Genomic DNA, 17,341 nt, shown 5'->3' with positions numbered 1-17,341 from the left:
GCAGGAGACGTGGGTGGGGCGGTTATCGAACGCAACGGTGCAGGCGCAAAGTGTATGGCGGCCTGCACGGACCCGGCAGATACCTGCCGGATCCTGCATGCCGTCCAAGCATTGCCGGCGCCTGCGCGTCATGCGTTCGCCGCCATGCTTAGAACCGGTAGGTCGCCTCCAGCTGGTAGCGGCGCCCGAACAGCTGGTAACCACCGTCGTCCTGATTGGCCAGGCGATTGGGCTTGTTGTCGGTGTAGGCGCGCAGCGGTTCGTTGGTGAGATTGCCGGCCTGGAAGCGGAAACCCAGCTGCTTGCTGTACTGCCAGTTCAGGCTCAGATCCACCGTGCCTTCGCTCTGCAAGCGTGCCAGCCGCGCAGCATTCCAGCCGTACACCACCGTGTAGGGGCTGTGGTATTTGTAGCCCACGCGCGCTTCGAAGGTGCCGTTGCTGTACCACAGGTCGAAGGTGCCGGTCTTGCGGGCCAGGCCGCTCAGCGGCAGCGGATTGTCTTCCGGCGAGAATTCCTTGAGGTTGGAATCCACCAGCGAATAGTTGGAGTAGACGCCGAAGTTCTCCATGTGCGGGATGAAGAAGAACGGCGTCTGGAAGGTGAGCTCCACGCCATTGATGTAGCCGCCACCGCCATTGAACGGCGCGCTGACCAGGTAGTCCAGGCCGTTGATCACTTCGCGATCGGTACGGTAGCCGATGCTGGAATCCACTTCCTTGCGATACACCGCCAACGCCGCCAGCGCTTCCTTGTGGAAGTACCACTCGTAGGAGACATCGACCTGGGTGGCCTTGAACGGGTCCAGCTGCGGGTTGCCGCCGCTGCCGGTGAGCTGGCCCACGGTGACGGTGGGGTCGTCCAGGCGACGGCCGGTGCGCAGTTCGTCCAGCGGCGGACGCGCGATGACCTTGGCTACCGCAAAGCGCAGGATGCGTTGATCGTCGATCAGGAAGTTGAGCGTGGCGCTGGGCAGCACGTCGGTGTATTCCTTGCTGTCGCTGCTGGGCTGCACGGTGCCGCCGACCGAATCGAAGCCGTTGCTGCTGGTCTTGGTATTGACCAGGCGCACGCCGACATTGCCGGTGACATCGGTGCCGAACAACTGCGAGCTGAAGACCGCCTTGGCGAAGGCTTCGCGCACATCTTCCTTGACGTTCCAGTGGTCGAGCATCTGCTCATTGAGCGTGCTCGGGTCGAAGCCGCCGAACCCGATCCGCGCGATCTCGGCCAGATTGCCGCCGGTCAGCGTGGGCACGTTCAAGTCGGGCATGCTGACCGGGTAGATCAGGTCCTGATACGCCGAGATCGGTTGGTCGTAGCCGGACTGGTTGCCGAGGAAGTGGCGGTTCTGTTTTTCGCGGCGTGCGGCGCGTGCGCCGAATTCCAGCGAGGTGAACGGGCCGGCATCGACCGAGCGGCTGGCATTGAGCGCCAGCGCGGCGATCTTGTCGCGCAGTGCCTGCGGTTCGGTCTGGCCGGCGATGCCGTATTCGGGCGTGTCCGAGCTGGTGCTGATGGTGGGCGTGACGCTGCGGCGGAAATCGAACGACACCGTGTCCGGGTTGCTGCCCAAGCGCACCGCCTGCCAGGTGTTGTCGCGTTTGGCCTGCGAGAACGACAGGTCGCTGCCCAGCGTCCACACATCGCCGTTCCACTTGGCATTCAAGCCACCGGCAGCGAGCGTCTTGACCTCGTTGTAGTGGCTTACCACGTGGTCGACCTGCAGGTTGGAGTTGGCCAGGGTGCCGGCCACCACGTCGCCATCGACGATGGTGTAGGACGAGCCCGGGGTGGTGTACGGATTGGTCGCGCCGGAAAAGGTGCTGAAGGCCAGGCCGTTGAACCAGTTCTGCAGCTGGTCTTCGTCGATCTCGATGCGCGAATACAGGCCGTCGAACTTCAACTCGAAATTGCCCGAGCGCCACTGCACCGTGCCCATCGCGCCGGTGCGGGTCTGGTCGATCAGCTTGAGCTGGTCGGCCGCGCCCCACGGTGTGGGATCCGGGGTGCCATCGCCGTTGACGTCGCGCGAGGTGGTGGCATCGGTATAGCCCCAGCTGCCGATCGAGGAGCTGGCATTCTTCTGCTTCTGGTACGTGGCGCCGAACGCCACCGCCAGGTTGTCGTTGAACTTGTGCACCCAGCTGGCGCCAAAACGGCTGCCCCAGGGGGTGTAGCCGTCCACGTCCTTGGCGTGGTCGTAGAACACCGGGCCGGCTGTGCCGACAAAGCCCGGGCCGGAGTAGTCCAGCGGGCTGATGGTGGAGATGTCCACGGTGGCGGCCAGGCCACCGGCCACCAGGTCGGCCGACTGGGTCTTGTAGACCTTGACGGTGGAGACGATCTCGGTGGGAAACACTTCCCAGCGCACCGCGCGATTGGGCTCGGAGGAGGCGATCTCGCGCCCGTTGACGGTGCCCATGGTCATGCGCGGGCCCAGGCCGCGCACGGTGGCCAGGCTCTCGTTGCCGCGGTCGCGGGTGCCGTTGACGCCGGGCAGGCGCACCAGTGCCTCGGCCACGGTGACGTTGGGCATCTGGCCCATGTTGTCCGCGGAGATCACTTCCATGACGTGATCGGACATCTGCTTGGCCTGCACGGCCTGATTCAGGCTGGCGCGCTGGCCGATCACGGTGATGTTGTCCAATGTGACCGGCGCCTGGCCATTGCTGGCGGCGCTGCTGGTGTCGTTGGCCGGCGGCGCGGCGGGCGCGGTGTCCTGCGCGTGCGCGCTGAACGCGGTGGCCAGGACGCAGGCGATGGTGGTGCAGAGAACGTCGCGGACCGGCGTGCGGCGCGCAGGCCGGCTGGCCGAGCGGCCGGTGTGGTGAACAGGCATCGGTTGATCCCTCCCAGGACAAAGTGACCGAATAAGGTAGTTGGCTGCGTCGGCCTGCCGGCGCCGACGTGCGAGGCGCGAATGGGCGGGCGTGGCGTGAGGCGGTCATGCGTGTTGCGGTGTGTTCGTGTGGCGCCGAGACGCTCGACGAGCGCGTTGGCGTCCCCCTGTCCTGCATGTGTCCGCTTCAGGGTAGAAGCGAGAGTCATTCCATTCCAATGAAGCATTTTGCTGGAGCTATCTCGGCTTGGAATGCTGCAGTGCAGCGCTAGTGTCTGCTTCGTCACACTCCGGCATGCGTGGGTCAACGGCGATCAAAGATTGCTCCATGTCGTGGCCGTGCGCTCTGGTCTTGCGGTCAGCGCGCACTGGCCGGGAGCCGGGGCAGGGCAGGAAACGCGCGCTGGACGCAATCGCTGCGCTCGCAGGTCAGACAGCCGGGTCCGATCGGCACCGCATCGTCCACCGCGCCCAGATCCCAGCCGCGCGCGTAGACCAATTGGTCGGCATGGCGCAGGTCGCAGCCCATTGCCAGCGCGAAGGTCTTGCGCGGGCGGCCGTAGCCCGGCGGCCCGCTGCTGACCTGGCGTGCCAGCCAGAAATAGCGCCGCCCGTCGGGCATGCGCGCGATCTGGGTGAGGATGCGGTCGGGCTGGTTGAAGGCTTCGTACACGATCCACAGCGGGCAGGCGCCACCGACGTGGGAAAAATGGAAGTCGGTGGCAGAGTGGCGCTTGGAGACATTGCCGGCGCGGTCCACCCGCATGAAGAAGATCGGCAGCCCGGCCGCGCCGCGCCGCTGCAGGGTGCTCAGGCGATGGCAGACCGCTTCGAACCCCACTCCGAAACGATCCGCCAGCCATTCGATATCGTAGCGCGAGGCCTGTGCGCTGTGCAGGAAATCGCTGTACGGCATCACCAGCGCGCCGGCGAAATAATTCGACAGGCCGATCCGCGACAGCGCGATGCGCTCGGCATCGGCGAAGCCGGCATCGGCGATGCGCGCCTCCAGTAGCGGGGCACATTCCAGCACGGCCAGTTGCGCAGCCAGTTGGAACGCCTGCTGGCCTGGGCGCAGATGCGCCGGCAGCCACAGCACGCGCGCCTGCGCATCCAGATGCCGCTTGTCATGGTGCAGGTCGGGCGATTCCTGCACCAGCAGGTCGTGGCGATCGGCCAGGCGTTGGCGCAACCGCAGCGGCAGGCTGTCGGTGGTCGCGCCGAGTTCGGCGTGCAGTGCTTCGGCGCGTTCGTCCAGTTCGGGCAGATAGTTGTGCGCGCGATTGAAGTAGTCGCGTACCTGCTCGCCGGGCGACAGCGACGGCATTGCCGCATGCCCCACGCCGACCTGTACTTCCAGCACGGCAGTGCGCTCCAGCAGATGCTGATGGGCGCGCTGCAGGTCCAGCAAGGCCTGCGCCACCTGCGGCAGGTTGCCGGTGAGCGTGCGCAGTTCGGGCGGCGACAAGGTGTGGCCCAGGCTGCGCAGCGCATCGTCCAGCGGCTCGACCAGGGCGGCCGGGTCGTCCGGGTCGTGCAGTCCGTCCAGCTCGCCCAACGTGGCCTTGAGGCGCTGCTGGATCGCCAGAGTCAGCGGCCGCTGGTTGCGCTCGATCTGGTTCAGATAGCTGGGCGACAGGCCCAGCCGGCGCGCCAGCTCGGCCTGGGTCAGGCCGTGGCGCTGGCGCAGCCGCTGCAGGCGCAGGCCCAGCTGGTGCCGCAAGGTAGGAAGGGACTGGGGCATTCGCAGATTTCGCAAAATCTTGCAGGTAGCTTAGCGCGATTAAGCAATTCATGGCTGGGAATGCCAGGGCAGGGTGCGAATAATGCGAAGCACTGGGCCGGCGTGGCCCGATGCCCCTTGCGAGCGAGCCCTGTGATGAGCGAATCCGTCCCCCGCGTGTCCCTGTTGATCGATGGTGAAATGGTGGTCTCGGCCAGCGAGCAGTGGCAGGACGTGGTCAACCCGGCCGACCAGTCGGTACTGGCGCAGGTGCCGTTCGCCACCAGCGCCGAAGTCGACGCCGCCGTGGCTGCCGCCAGCCGTGCCTTTGTCAGCTGGCGCAAGACGCCGATTGGCACCCGCGCACGTATCTTTCTCAGGTACCAGCAGCTGATTCGTGAGCACATGCCCGAGCTGGCCGCGCTGCTCAGCGCCGAGCAGGGCAAGACCCTGGCCGATGCCGAAGGCGACGTCTTCCGCGGGCTGGAAGTGGTGGAGCACGCCGCGGCCATCGGCAACCTGCAGCTGGGCGAGCTGGCCAACAACGTCGCCACCGGCGTGGATACCTACAGCCTGCTGCAGCCGCTGGGCGTGTGTGCGGGCATCACCCCGTTCAACTTCCCGGCGATGATTCCGCTGTGGATGTTTCCGATGGCGATTGCGACGGGCAACACCTTCGTGCTCAAGCCGTCCGAGCAGGACCCGATGGTGACCATGCGGCTGGTGGAACTTGCCTTGGAAGCGGGTATCCCCAAGGGCGTGCTCAACGTGGTGCACGGGGGCGAAGCCGTGGTCAACGCGCTGTGCGACCACCCGGAGATCAAGGCACTGTCGTTCGTCGGCTCCACCAAGGTGGGCACGCACGTCTATCGCCGCGCATCGCTGGCCGGCAAGCGCGTGCAATGCATGATGGGCGCCAAGAACCATGCCGTGGTGCTGCCGGACGCCAACCAGGAACAAACCCTCAATGCGATGGTCGGCGCCGCCTTCGGAGCGGCAGGCCAGCGCTGCATGGCCGCCTCCACGCTGGTGCTGGTGGGTGAAGCGCGGCAGTGGATTCCGGAGCTCGTCAGCAAGGCCAGGAGCCTGAAGCTCGGTGCAGGCAGCGCCGCTGGCACCGATGTCGGTCCCTTGATTTCCTGCGCCGCACGCGAGCGTGTGGAAGCATTGATCGCCTCAGGCGTGGAGCAGGGCGCCACGCTGGAACTGGACGGGCGCGCGCCGCAGGTGCCGGGGTTCGAGCAGGGCAACTTCGTCGGCCCGACGATCTTTTCCGGGGTCAAGCCCGGCATGCGCATCTACGACGAGGAAATCTTCGGGCCGGTGCTGGTCATTCTCGAAGCCGCTACGCTGGATCAGGCCATCGCGCTGGTCAACGCCAATCCCAATGGCAATGGCACCGCGCTGTTCACCCAGTCCGGCGCGGCCGCGCGGCGTTTCCAGGAAGACATCGATGTGGGTCAGGTCGGCATCAATGTGCCGATTCCTGTCCCGGTGCCGCTGTTTTCCTTCACCGGCTCGCGCGCCTCCAAGCTCGGCGACCTCGGTCCCTACGGCAAGCAGGTGGTGATGTTCTACACCCAGACCAAGACCGTGACCGCGCGCTGGTTCGACGACCAGACGCTGAGCCATGGCGTCAACACCACCATCTCTCTCAAGTGAGCCGATCGCAATGAATGCAGCCATCCAGCTCCACCCCAACGCGGCCGAGTTGAACGACGAGCAGGAGGCCTTCCGCGCCGCCGCGCGCGACTTTGCCGACAAGGAACTCGCCCCGCATGCGGCGCAGTGGGACGCGGAAGGGCACTTCCCGCGCGAGGTCATCGCCAAGGCCGCCGAACTGGGCTTTTGCGGCCTGTACACCGACGAGGACGTCGGCGGCCTGGGGATGCGCCGGCTCGATGCGGCGGTGGTCTTCGAGGAACTGGCCACGGTCGATCCCTCCACTTCGGCCTTCATCAGCATCCACAACATGGCCACCTGGTTGATCGCCAGCTACGGCAACGATGCGATACGCGCGCAGTGGGGCGAGGCGATGACCAGCGGCGCCAAGCTGGGCTCGTACTGTCTGACCGAGCCGGGCAGTGGTTCGGATGCGGCTTCGCTGAAGACCCGCGCGCAGCGCGCTGGCGACAGTTACCTGCTCAACGGCAGCAAGGCCTTCATTTCCGGCGCGGGCGCCACCGATGTGCTGGTGGTGATGGCGCGCACCGGCGACGACGGCGCGCGCGGCATCAGCGCCTTCGTGGTACCCGCCGATGCGCCGGGTATCAGCTACGGCCGCAAGGAAGAAAAGATGGGCTGGAACAGCCAGCCCACGCGCGGGGTGACCTTCGCCGATGTGCGCATTCCGGCCGGCAATCTGCTGGGCAAGGAAGGCGAAGGCTTCAAGATGGCGATGAAGGCGCTGGATGGCGGCCGCATCAATATCGCCGCCTGTTCGCTGGGTGCCGCGCAAGGCGCGCTGGACGCCGCCCGTCGCTACATGGGCGAGCGTCGCCAGTTCGGCAAGAAACTGGCCGATTTTCAGGCGCTGCAGTTCAAGCTGGCCGACATGGCCACGCAACTGGTGGCCGCGCGGCAGATGGTGCACACCGCTGCGCGCAAGCTCGATGCCGGCAGCCACGACGCAACGGTGTGGTGCGCGATGGCCAAGCGCTTCGCCACCGATGCAGGCTTTGCGATCTGCGACGAGGCACTGCAGATCCACGGCGGGTATGGCTATATCCGCGAATATCCGATCGAGCGGTTGCTGCGCGACAGCCGCGTGCACCGCATCCTGGAAGGCACCAACGAAGTGATGCGCATGATCGTGGCGCGTCACCTGCTCAACGGCGAGGAGGAACTGCGATGAGCGATTGGGAAGGGCGCCTCCACACCGGCCTGCAGGTCGAGCGCGATGGCCATGTGGCCATCGTCACGCTGAGCAACCCGCCGGCCAATACCTGGACCGTACACAGCCTGGCTGCTTTGCGCGACCTGATGCGTGCACTGGATGCCGACCGCAGCATCTATGCGTTGGTGATCACCGGCCAAGGCGAGAAGTTCTTCAGCGCCGGCGCCGACCTCAAGCAGTTCGCCGATGGTGACAAGGCCAACGCGCGCGAGGCCGCGCGACGGTTTGGCGAGGCGTTCGAGGCCCTGAGTGCTTTCCGCGGCGTCTCGATCGCCGCGATCAACGGCTATGCCATGGGTGGCGGGTTGGAATGCGCATTGGCGTGCGATCTGCGCATCGCCGAGCAACACGCACAGCTCGCCTTGCCGGAGGCCAGTGTCGGCCTGCTGCCGTGCGCGGGCGGTACCCAGAACTTGCCGCGGCTGGTCGGCGAGGGCTGGGCCAAGCGCATGATCCTGTTGGGCGAGCGCCTGGATGCCGCCACCGCCCAGCGCATCGGTCTGGTCGAAGAGGTGGTGGGACAGGGCGAATCGCGCGCGCTGGCGATCGCCTGGGCGCAGCGTGCCGGCAAGCAGAGCCCGGTCAGTGTTGCGGCCTGCAAGCGGTTGGTGCAGGCCACCCGCACCGCGACCCATGCCGCAGCCCTGGTGGCCGAACGCGAGGCCTTCGTGGATCTGTTCGAGCAGGCCGACCAGGCCGAAGGCGTGGCCGCCTTCCTGGGCAAGCGCGCGCCGCAGTGGAGCAACCGCTGATGGTGGGGGCCACTGCAGCCGACGATGCCGCGCCGGTGCTGTTCGAACAGCGCGACTGCACCGATGGGCACTGCATCGGCATCGCTACCTTGAACGCACCCAAGACCCTCAACGGATTGTCGCTGGAGATGACGCGGCTACTGGACGCGCAACTGCGGGCCTGGGCTGACGATGCGCAGATTGCTTGCGTGGTGTTGCGGGGCGCCGGCGACAAGGCCTTGTGCGCCGGTGGCGATCTGCATGGGCTCTACCAAAGCATGCGCGCGCATCGCGATGCGGTACCCGAGGCCGCGCGGCGACGCGCCAGGCCGCAGGACAATGCGCATGCCGCTGCCTTCTTCGAAGAAGAATATCGGCTGGACTACCGCATCCATACCTACCCCAAGCCGTTCCTGTGCTGGGGCCATGGCATCGTGATGGGCGGCGGCATCGGGCTGATGTCCGGCGCCAGCCATCGTGTCGTCACCGAGCGTTCGCGCCTGGCCATGCCTGAAATCACTGTTGGCCTGTTCCCGGATGTGGGCGGCAGCTGGCAGCTGCGTCGCGTGCCGGACGGCGCCGGCCTGTTCCTGGCGTTGACCGGGGCGCCACTCAATGCCAGCGATGCCATCCATGCCGGGCTGGCGGACGTGCAGCTGGAACATGCGCAGTTTCCGGCGGTACTGGAAGCGCTGGGCGCGCACGCGTGGAGCGGCGATGCGCAGGAGGACCGCGCGCAACTGGGCGCCTTCCTGCAAGGCCTGGCACAGCCGCTGGAGCCGGGTCCGCTGCAGCTGCATGCGGGGTTGATTGCGCAACTGGTGTCCGGCGACACGTTGGAGCAGGTCGTCGCGGCCATCGACGCCCTGCAGAGCGAAGATGCCTGGCTGCAGGCCGCGCGTACCACGCTGGCCGCCGGTGCGCCGGGTTCGGCACGTCTGGCCTGGGAGCTGCAACGCCATCCTGGTACCGCTGTGCTGGCCGATACGTTTCGTACCGAGTATGTGGTTGCGCTGCACGCCGCAGCGCATGGCGATTTTGCCGAAGGCATCCGTGCGCTGCTGATCGACAAGGACCGCCAGCCGCAGTGGCAACCGGCATCGCTGGGTGAAGCCGATGCGGCGTGGGCAGCGGGATTTTTCGCCACGCCCTGGTCTGCCGATCAGCATCCGCTGGCCGATCTAGGCATGCGCTAGGCATGGCAACGCGCGGCACCGCTCGGGTCGGCGCGATTGCCGGACGCATGCGCGCTGCGTGCGTGCCGCCGCGTGGTTGCTGCTTGCCGGGATGCAATCCCTTTCTTCTTCCGATGAATGCTCCAACCTGGAGATCGACACGATGAGCAAGCTCGCCTTTATCGGCCTGGGCAATATGGGCGGCCCGATGGCCGCCAACCTGATCAAGGCCGGGCACCAGCTGCGGGTGTTCGACCTGATGCCCGCCGCGCTGGACGCTGCTGCGGCGGCCGGCGCGCAGGCGGCCGGCTCGGCGCACGACACCCTGGCCGAGGCCGAGATCGTTATTTCGATGTTGCCGGCCAGCCGCCACGTGGAAGGCCTGTACCTGGGCGATGGCGGCATCCTGGCGCAGATTCCAGACGGCGCGCTGGTCATCGACTGCAGCACCATCGCGCCGGTGTCCGCGCGCAAGGTGGCCGAGGCGGCGCGCGCGCGCGGGCTGGCGATGCTGGACGCTCCGGTCTCCGGCGGCACGGCCGGCGCGGCCGCCGGCACGCTGACCTTCATCGTCGGTGGCGCTGTCGACGCGCTGGAGCGCGCGCGTCCTGTGCTGCAGGCGATGGGCAAGAACATTTTCCACGTCGGCGACAACGGCGCCGGCCAGGTCGCCAAGCTGTGCAACAACATGGCGCTGGGCGTGATCATGGCCGCCACCGGCGAAGCCTTGGCGCTGGGCGTGGCGCAGGGGCTGGATCCGGCGGTGCTGTCGCAGATGATGGCGGTCAGCACCGGGCGCAGCTGGGCCACCGAAGTGTGCAATCCGTGGCCGGGCGTGTTGCCCAACGCGCCGGCCTCGCGCGGCTACAGCGGCGGTTTCGGCAATGATCTGATGCTCAAGGATCTGGGGCTGGTGGCCGAATCGGCGGTGCAGGCCGGGGTCTCGATTCCGCTGGGCGAGCTGGCGCGCAACCTGTACGCGATGAACAGCCAGGCCGGTCATGGCGGCCTGGATTTCTCCAGCGTGGTCAAGCTGGTGGCCAAGGTCTGAGCGAGTGCAGGGTTGCCGTCGCGTCATGTGATCTCATCACGCGCGGGTGTAATAGTCTCCGTCATCGCGCGTGCTTAAGGTGCGCGCATTGCACGAGGCCGCACAGCATGGGACACGACCACAACCACGCCCCCAACGAAATTCGCCACGAAACGCCGCTATGGTGGGCGCTGGCACTGACCGCCACCTTCCTGGTGGCCGAAGTGATCGGCGCATTCGTCACCAACAGCCTGGCGCTGCTGTCGGATGCGGCGCACATGGCCACCGACACGCTCGGCTTGATGATCGCGCTACTGGCCGTGCGCCTGAGCCGGCGCCCCGCCGATGCGCGCCGCACTTACGGCTATGTACGCCTCGAAGCGCTGGGTGCACTGGTCAACGGCGCGCTGCTGTTCGGCGTGGGCGCCTACATCCTGTGGGAAGCCGCGCAACGCTTCCGCGCGCCGCAGGACATTTCCTCCAACGGCATGTTGCTGATCGCCGGGCTGGGCCTGGTGATCAACCTGGTCGCGATGAAGCTGCTGCATGCCGGCAGCGGCGAAAGCCTCAACGTCAAGGGCGCCTACCTGGAAGTGTGGAGCGACATGCTGGGCTCGGTGGCGGTGATCGTCGGCGCCCTGCTGATCCGCTGGACCGGCTGGCCCTGGATCGACCCGGTGCTTGCGGTGCTGATCGGTCTATGGGTACTGCCGCGTACCTGGGTGCTGCTGCGCGAGGCGATCAATGTGCTGCTGGAAGGCGTGCCCAAGGGCATCGATCTGACGCAGGTGCGGCGGGCACTGGCCAGCTACCCAGGCGTGGACGACGTGCACGACCTGCATGTCTGGGCGCTGGCCTCCAGCATGCCTGCACTTACCGCGCACGTGGTGGTGGGCGGGTCCGTCGAGCGCGACCACCTGCGCGATGCGCTCGCCGCGCTGCTGCACGAACGCTTCGAGATCGATCACGTGACCCTGCAGGTGGAAAGCGGGGATTGCGGTGTGCACCCTTGCGGGACCCCGGTGTCCGTGTCGGCGGCCTCGCATCACGCTCATCATGATGATGATGGGCACGCCGGGCATCATCACCATCATTGATGCGTGTTCCGGTGTCGGTATCGACGGCCCGGCCGCCGGTGTCGATCCATCGAGGCTACCGCGGCTGCGACAACGCACCGTGCCAAGCGCCACCCCATGGCCGCACAGAAGCAGCAAGGCCGCCAGTCGGCGGCCTTGCTGCATTCGATCATCCACCACGATCATCCACGAGATTGGATGGACCTGGGTTCACGCCACCGGCTCGCGCAACACCGGCGAGTCCCAGCCCGGGCGCGGCGCGAAACGCTCGCCATAGCGCGCGTGCAGCGCCTGCAGGCGCGCCAGCAGCGCATCGGCGCCGGCGCTGCGGATGTACTGGATCGGGCCGCCGCGGAACGGGGCGAAGCCGGTGCCGAAGATGACGCCGGCATCCAGCAGATCGGCATCGGCTACCACGCCGTCGTGCAGGCAGGCCACCGCTTCGTTGAGTAGCGGCAGGATCAGGCGGTCTTCCAGATCGACCGGCGCGGCGTAGCCGTTGGGAACCTCGGCCTTGACCGCACGCCCGTTCTCCCACTTGTACAACCCCTGGCCATCCTTCTTGCCGCGCTTGCCCGCCTCCACGGTGGCCAGCGCGGCCGGAATCGGCAGATGCAGGAACGGCGCCAGCTCGGCACCGACGCCGGCGGCGACGTCCAGGCCCACGGTGTCGATCAGTTCGATCGGCCCCATCGGCATGCCGAACTTGACAGCCGTCTTGTCCAGCACCGGTCCCGGGATGCCCTCGGCATAGGCGGTGGCCGCTTCCAGCAGGTACGGAAACAGCACGCGGTTGACCAGGAAGCCCGGGGTGCCCGCCACCGGCACCGGGAACTTGTCCAGCGCCCTGCAGAACGCCGCCAGGCGCGCCACGTTGACCGGATCCAGCCCGTCGTGCTGCACGATCTCCACCAGCGGCATCATCGCCACCGGGTTGAAGTAGTGCAGGCCGGCGAACTGGGCCGGGCGCAGCAGCTGGCCACGCAACTCGGTCAGCGGAATCGACGACGTATTGGTAGTCAACACGGCGTCCGGCTTGAGCTGCGGTTCGATCGACTGATACAGCTCGCGCTTGGCCTGCGGGTTCTCGACGATCGCCTCGATCACCAGATCCGCCTGTGCCACGCCTGCACCGGCCAGGTCGCCACGCAGGCGCGCGGCGACCGCCGGGCGCTTGGCCTCGTCCTTGACCCGCTTGGCGAACAGCTCGCCGCCACGGCTCAGCGCGGTGTCGATGAAGCGCTGCTCGCGATCCTGCAGGGTGACCTCGAAGCCCTTGTAGGCGGCCAATGCCGCGATATCGCCGCCCATCACGCCGGCGCCGACGACATGCACATGACGGATGGGTACCGCCGCCGCGCCGCCGGCATCCTTGCCGCCCAGCGCCTTCAGCCGCTCGGTAAGGAAGAAGATGCGGATCAGGTTGCGTGCGGCCGGGGTGCTGGCGAGCTTGACCACCGCCTTGCGCTCGGCAGCCAGACGCGCCTGGATGCCGCCGCCGCCCGCCCGTTCCCACACGTTGATCAGGGCGTACGGTGCCGGGTAATGCTCCTTGCGCGCCTTGCGCGCGACCTGCTTGCGCATCTGCGGCGCCAGCAGCTGGCGCGCAAGCAGGGTATTGGTGGCCCAGGCGGTGGCGCGTTGCTTGAGCGGGCGCGTGGTGCCGGCCAGCGCCAGGGCAGCGGCCACGTCGACCAGCACGGCGGGTGCAGCGACCTTGTCCACCAGGCCCATGGCACGCGCGGCCTTGGCCGACACGCTGCGGCCGGTCAGCATCAGGTCCATTGCCGCCGGTGCGCCGATCAGGCGCGGCAAGCGGGCGCTGCCACCCCAGCCGGGAAAGATGCCGAGCTTGGTTTCCGGCAGGCCGATGCGGGTGCTGCCGTCATCGGAGGCCACCCGGTAACGGCAGGCCAGCGCGATTTCGGTACCGCCGCCCATGCAGAAGCCGTGGATGGCTGCCACCGTGGGGCAGGGCAGCTCGGCCAGCTTCTGGAACACCTGCTGGCCGCGGTGGATGGCATCGTTGACCGTGCCCTTGCGATCGAAGTCCTGGAATTCCTTCAGGTCGGCACCGGCAATGAAGCCGTTGGCCTTGGCCGAGCGCAGCACCACGCCCTTGGGCGGATCCAGCGCCAGCCGTTCCACCAGTGCGCCCAGCTCGAGCAGCACCTCCTGCGAAAATGCGTTGACCGCTGCGCCCTGACGATCGAGGCTGAGCACGAGCACGCCGTCCTCGCGCAGGTCGGCCTGCCAGTGGCTGAATCGAAGCCCGTCGAAACCTGGAAGCATGCGGTTGGCCGTCCGGCGATATAAGGAAAGGCCGTTATCATCCAGAGGTTGTTTCCTTCACGTCAAATACCCATACCTGTCGACAGGGACGGCGCGCGCTTCGGCGAGGTGCCGCTGGCGGCGCATCGGTACCGCTACCCTGATGCGCGACGCTCGTACGGATCGGTATGAACTTTCCTCTTCAATGGCGGTCTCATTGCCCGACTTCGGTGGGCTGACAGGAGTGCGGCCCACCATGGCCGAAGTCGATACACCTCAGGAGCTGGACCTTGAACTGGTCCGGCGTGTGCAGCGCGGCGAGAGCGCGGCGTTCGATGTGCTGGTACGCAAGTACCAGCATCGGATCGTTGCCCTGATCGGGCGCTACATCGCCGACTGGAGCGAATGCCAGGATGTGGCCCAGGACACGTTTGTGCGCGCGTATCGCGCCATCAACAGTTTCCGCGGCGACGCCCAGTTCTATACGTGGCTGCACCGCATTGCCGTCAACACTGCCAAGAACCATCTGGTTGCGCACAACCGCCGGCCGCCCACCGACGACATCGAGATCAGCGATGCCGAGCAGTTCGATGGGGCCACCCGGTTGCGCGATACCAATACCCCGGAGCGTGAACTGATGCGACAGGAGCTGGAACAAACGGTGATGCGCGCGGTCCAAGCCCTACCGGAAGAACTTCGGTTGGCCATCACCCTGCGCGAGGTGGAAGGTCTGAGTTACGAGGACATCGCGCGAAAGATGGATTGCCCGATCGGAACGGTGCGCTCGCGCATCTTCCGGGCGCGCGAGGCCATCGACATCGAGCTGCGGCCTCTGCTGGAGACCGATAGCGCTACCCGTGAGCGACACCGTGTATGAGCCATAACCCCGACATGTCCACCACCGACAAGTTCGAACGCCACTACCGGCAGCAATTGTCCGCGCTGGTCGACGGTGAGCTGAGTGCCGACGAATCGCGTTTCCTGTTGCGCCGCCTGGCCCACGACGACGAGCTGGCCGGTTGCCACGAACGTTGGCAGCTGTGCGGCGACGTGCTGCGCGGCGCGGCCAGCGCGCCGGCGCCGCTGGATTTCGCGGCGCGGGTCCGCAGTGCGATCGCCGACGAGCCTGCACCGCAGCCACAGCCGATGCCGCGCGCGGCGGTACGCTGGCGGTGGGGTGGCGGCGCGGCGATCGCCGCCTCGGTCGCGGCGATCGCCATGTTCATGGCGCGCGAACGCTTGCCGGATCCGGCCCGGCCGGTCACTGAGGTGCCGGTGTATGCCACCGCCGCCCAGGTGCCTGCCGCGGTCCAGCCGCCCGTCGCGCCGAAGGCGCCCGCAGCTCCCGTCCCCGCCAACCCCGGCGACGGCGACGGCGACGGCGGCGGCGGCGCGCTGGTTGCGGCGGTTCCGGCCGCGGCTCTGGCCTCCACGCGCCGCGGCGCCGCGACCCGCAATCAGCAGGTGGCACGCAGTGCGGCGGCGCGCCAGCAGCAGGCGCCGGCTCCGATGGTGGCTGCCGCCACGCCGGCCGCGGCGAGCCCGGTGGCGCCATCCAACCCGTTCACGCACCCGGATACCACCTTGCAGGCGCGTCCCTGGCCGCGCGCGGCACTGCCTGGCGTTGGCAACAGTCCGCTCAACGCCAGTTTCAGCCAGAGTCGCCAGGGCCCGGCGTTCTATCCGTTCGAACCAGCGCCGCAGGCGGCCCGGGCTCCAGCACCAAGTCCGCCTTCGTCGGCGCAGGGCCCGCAATACTGATCCGGCGGCCGATCTTCATCCACTCGGCGCCCTCCCTCCCGTTACCTTGTCGGACCCGTGCCGCTGCATGGGTTCAGGTTCCTGTCGCCCTGCCATCGGAGGCAACTCGATGAATCACCGCATCCGTACCCAGATGTTCGGCCTGCTTGCCATGACCCTGCCGCTGGCCGCCTGTGCCCAGCAAACCGCACCCGCACCCGCGCCCAAGGCCAGTGCCCCGATCACTGCCAACCGCAGCACCACCCCGGCGCCGCAGCTGGTGGCGGGTTTGCCAGACTTCACCAATCTGGTCGAGCAGGTCGGCCCGGGTGTGGTCAATATCGAAGCCATCATCACCCGCAAGGACGCGATGGCGCGTTCGGCGCGTGGCGGGCGCGGTGGTCAGGGCGGCATGCCCGACGACGAGCAGATGCCGGAGTTCTTCAGGCGCTTCTTCGGGCCGGATTTCCAGATGCCGGGCGGTCCGTGGCAGGGGCCGGGTGGTGGCGATGACGATGGCGGCATTGCCGGCAAGTCGATGGGCTCGGGCTTCATCATTTCCGCTGATGGGTATGTGCTGACCAATCATCACGTGGTCGACGGCGCCAGCGAAGTCACCGTCAAGCTGACCGACCGCCGCGAGTTCAAGGCCAAGGTGGTCGGCAGCGACGAGCAGTACGACGTGGCGCTGCTCAAGATCGAGGCCAAGGGCCTGCCCACCGTGCGCCTGGGCGATTCCAACACGCTCAAGCCGGGCCAGTGGGTGGTGGCGATCGGCTCGCCGTTCGGCCTGGACCACTCGGTCACTGCCGGCATCGTCAGTGCCACCGGTCGCAGCAATCCGTACGCGGATCAGCGCTACGTGCCCTTCATCCAGACCGACGTGGCGATCAACCAGGGCAACTCCGGCGGCCCGCTGCTCAACACCCGCGGCGAGGTGGTCGGCATCAATTCGCAGATCTTCTCCGCGTCGGGCGGCTACATGGGGATCAGCTTCGCGATCCCGATCGACCTGGCCTTCAGTGCCGCCGAGCAGATCAAGGCCACCGGGCGGGTCAGTCGCGGCATGCTGGGCGTGGCGGTCGGCCCGATCGATTCGTTGAAGGCGCAGGGCCTGGGCCTGCCGGATACGCGCGGCGCGCTGGTCAACGACATTCCCGCCGGCAGCCCGGCGGCCAAGGCTGGCGTTGAAGTGGGTGATGTGATCCGCGCGGTCAACGGCAAGCCGATCGAGGTGGCCAGCGATCTGCCGCCGATGATCGGCCTGATGGCACCGGGTACCAAGGTCAACTTGGACGTGCTGCGCGACGGCAAGCCGCGCCATGTCAGCGTGACCCTGGCGCCGTTGCAGGACGGCAGCGAGAGCGCTGCACCGCGCACCGCCGCCGAGGATGCCAAGCCGGAGGCTCCGGCCAGCGTGGCCTTGCTGGGCCTGCAAGTCGCCGATCTGACCGCCGCCGAACGCAGCCGCCTGGGCCTGGATGCAGGCGAGGGCGTGCGGATTGCCGCGGTCACCGGCCCCGCGGCGCGCAGCACCCAGCCACCGCTGTCGCCGGGCCTGATCATCGCCCGCGTCGGCCGCACCAAGGTCGGCACCGTCGCCGAACTCAACCGCGCGCTGTCCAGCTACAAGAAGGGCGACGTGGTCATGCTGCTGGTCACCGATGGCAAGGCGACGAGTTATGTGGCCTTGAAGGCCGGCGGCTAACGGAGGGAATCGGGAATCGGGAATGGCAAGAGCGGGTCCGCGAGACGATGGCCCGCCTGGCTTTTCCGATTCCCCACTCCCGATTCCCAATTCCCGGCCCCAATGGGGCCGACCATGCGATAATGCTGCGTTACCCTGACGACGGCTGC

At 67.4% G+C, this 17,341-nt stretch carries 12 protein-coding genes; 9 read left to right on the top strand and 3 right to left on the bottom strand.

The window, feature by feature from the left end; genetic code table 11:
• Positions 1–148 precede the first annotated feature (148 nt).
• The gene (locus XCSCFBP4642_RS0122465; RefSeq protein WP_029221756.1) at positions 149–2,842 is read right to left on the bottom strand and encodes a TonB-dependent receptor; all 2,694 of its coding nucleotides are present in this window, start codon (positions 2,840–2,842) and stop codon (positions 149–151) included.
• A 358-nt stretch (positions 2,843–3,200) separates the two neighbouring features.
• The gene (locus tag XCSCFBP4642_RS0122460; RefSeq protein ID WP_029221755.1) at positions 3,201–4,586 is read right to left on the bottom strand and encodes a helix-turn-helix domain-containing protein; all 1,386 of its coding nucleotides are present in this window, start codon (positions 4,584–4,586) and stop codon (positions 3,201–3,203) included.
• A 135-nt stretch (positions 4,587–4,721) separates the two neighbouring features.
• On the opposite strand from XCSCFBP4642_RS0122460, the gene XCSCFBP4642_RS0122455 reads away from it, so the two are divergent.
• The 6 genes from XCSCFBP4642_RS0122455 to XCSCFBP4642_RS0122430 all read left to right on the top strand — a co-directional run bounded on the left by XCSCFBP4642_RS0122455 (position 4,722) and on the right by XCSCFBP4642_RS0122430 (position 11,494).
• Complete coding sequence (locus XCSCFBP4642_RS0122455) at positions 4,722–6,227, top strand: CoA-acylating methylmalonate-semialdehyde dehydrogenase (protein WP_029221754.1); 1,506 nt, start codon at positions 4,722–4,724, stop codon at positions 6,225–6,227.
• 10 nt (positions 6,228–6,237) lie between these two features.
• Positions 6,238–7,419, top strand: a complete 1,182-nt coding sequence (locus XCSCFBP4642_RS0122450) for an acyl-CoA dehydrogenase family protein (protein WP_029221753.1) — start codon at positions 6,238–6,240, stop codon at positions 7,417–7,419.
• Complete coding sequence (locus XCSCFBP4642_RS0122445) at positions 7,416–8,213, top strand: enoyl-CoA hydratase (protein ID WP_029221752.1); 798 nt, start codon at positions 7,416–7,418, stop codon at positions 8,211–8,213. Before XCSCFBP4642_RS0122450 ends, XCSCFBP4642_RS0122445 begins: the two co-directional genes overlap by 4 nt.
• Positions 8,198–9,388: an enoyl-CoA hydratase/isomerase family protein gene (locus tag XCSCFBP4642_RS0122440; protein WP_029221751.1), complete on the top strand. Its 1,191-nt coding sequence runs from the start codon at positions 8,198–8,200 to the stop codon at positions 9,386–9,388. Before XCSCFBP4642_RS0122445 ends, XCSCFBP4642_RS0122440 begins: the two co-directional genes overlap by 16 nt.
• Positions 9,389–9,515: 127 nt before the next feature.
• Positions 9,516–10,418: a 3-hydroxyisobutyrate dehydrogenase gene (gene mmsB, locus XCSCFBP4642_RS0122435; RefSeq protein WP_029221750.1), complete on the top strand. Its 903-nt coding sequence runs from the start codon at positions 9,516–9,518 to the stop codon at positions 10,416–10,418.
• A 107-nt stretch (positions 10,419–10,525) separates the two neighbouring features.
• Positions 10,526–11,494, top strand: a complete 969-nt coding sequence (locus tag XCSCFBP4642_RS0122430) for a cation diffusion facilitator family transporter (protein ID WP_029221749.1) — start codon at positions 10,526–10,528, stop codon at positions 11,492–11,494.
• 189 nt (positions 11,495–11,683) lie between these two features.
• Here XCSCFBP4642_RS0122430 and XCSCFBP4642_RS0122425 read toward each other — a convergent pair whose 3' ends face one another.
• Entirely contained in the window at positions 11,684–13,765 is a 2,082-nt protein-coding gene (locus tag XCSCFBP4642_RS0122425; protein WP_029221748.1) for a 3-hydroxyacyl-CoA dehydrogenase NAD-binding domain-containing protein, read from the bottom strand.
• Between the two features lie 235 nt (positions 13,766–14,000).
• Here XCSCFBP4642_RS0122425 and rpoE point away from each other — a divergent pair, with 235 nt between their 5' ends.
• The 3 genes from rpoE (at position 14,001) to XCSCFBP4642_RS0122410 (ending at position 17,192) form a co-directional block, all read left to right on the top strand.
• Complete coding sequence (gene rpoE / locus XCSCFBP4642_RS0122420; protein WP_029221747.1) at positions 14,001–14,621, top strand: RNA polymerase sigma factor RpoE; 621 nt, start codon at positions 14,001–14,003, stop codon at positions 14,619–14,621.
• Positions 14,618–15,505, top strand: coding sequence for a sigma-E factor negative regulatory protein (locus XCSCFBP4642_RS0122415; protein WP_029221746.1), 888 nt, complete (start codon positions 14,618–14,620; stop codon positions 15,503–15,505). The genes rpoE and XCSCFBP4642_RS0122415 overlap by 4 nt, the downstream gene beginning before the upstream one ends.
• A 109-nt stretch (positions 15,506–15,614) precedes the next feature.
• Positions 15,615–17,192 (top strand): DegQ family serine endoprotease, encoded by a 1,578-nt coding sequence (locus tag XCSCFBP4642_RS0122410; RefSeq protein WP_029221745.1) that lies wholly within the window; start codon positions 15,615–15,617, stop codon positions 17,190–17,192.
• The last annotated feature ends 149 nt before the right edge of the window (positions 17,193–17,341 follow it).

The organism is Xanthomonas cassavae CFBP 4642 (genome assembly GCF_000454545.1).
Lineage (GTDB): Bacteria > Pseudomonadota > Gammaproteobacteria > Xanthomonadales > Xanthomonadaceae > Xanthomonas > Xanthomonas cassavae.
Note: the sequence above shows the minus strand (reverse complement) of the source record. Positions and strands in the feature narration are given on the sequence as shown.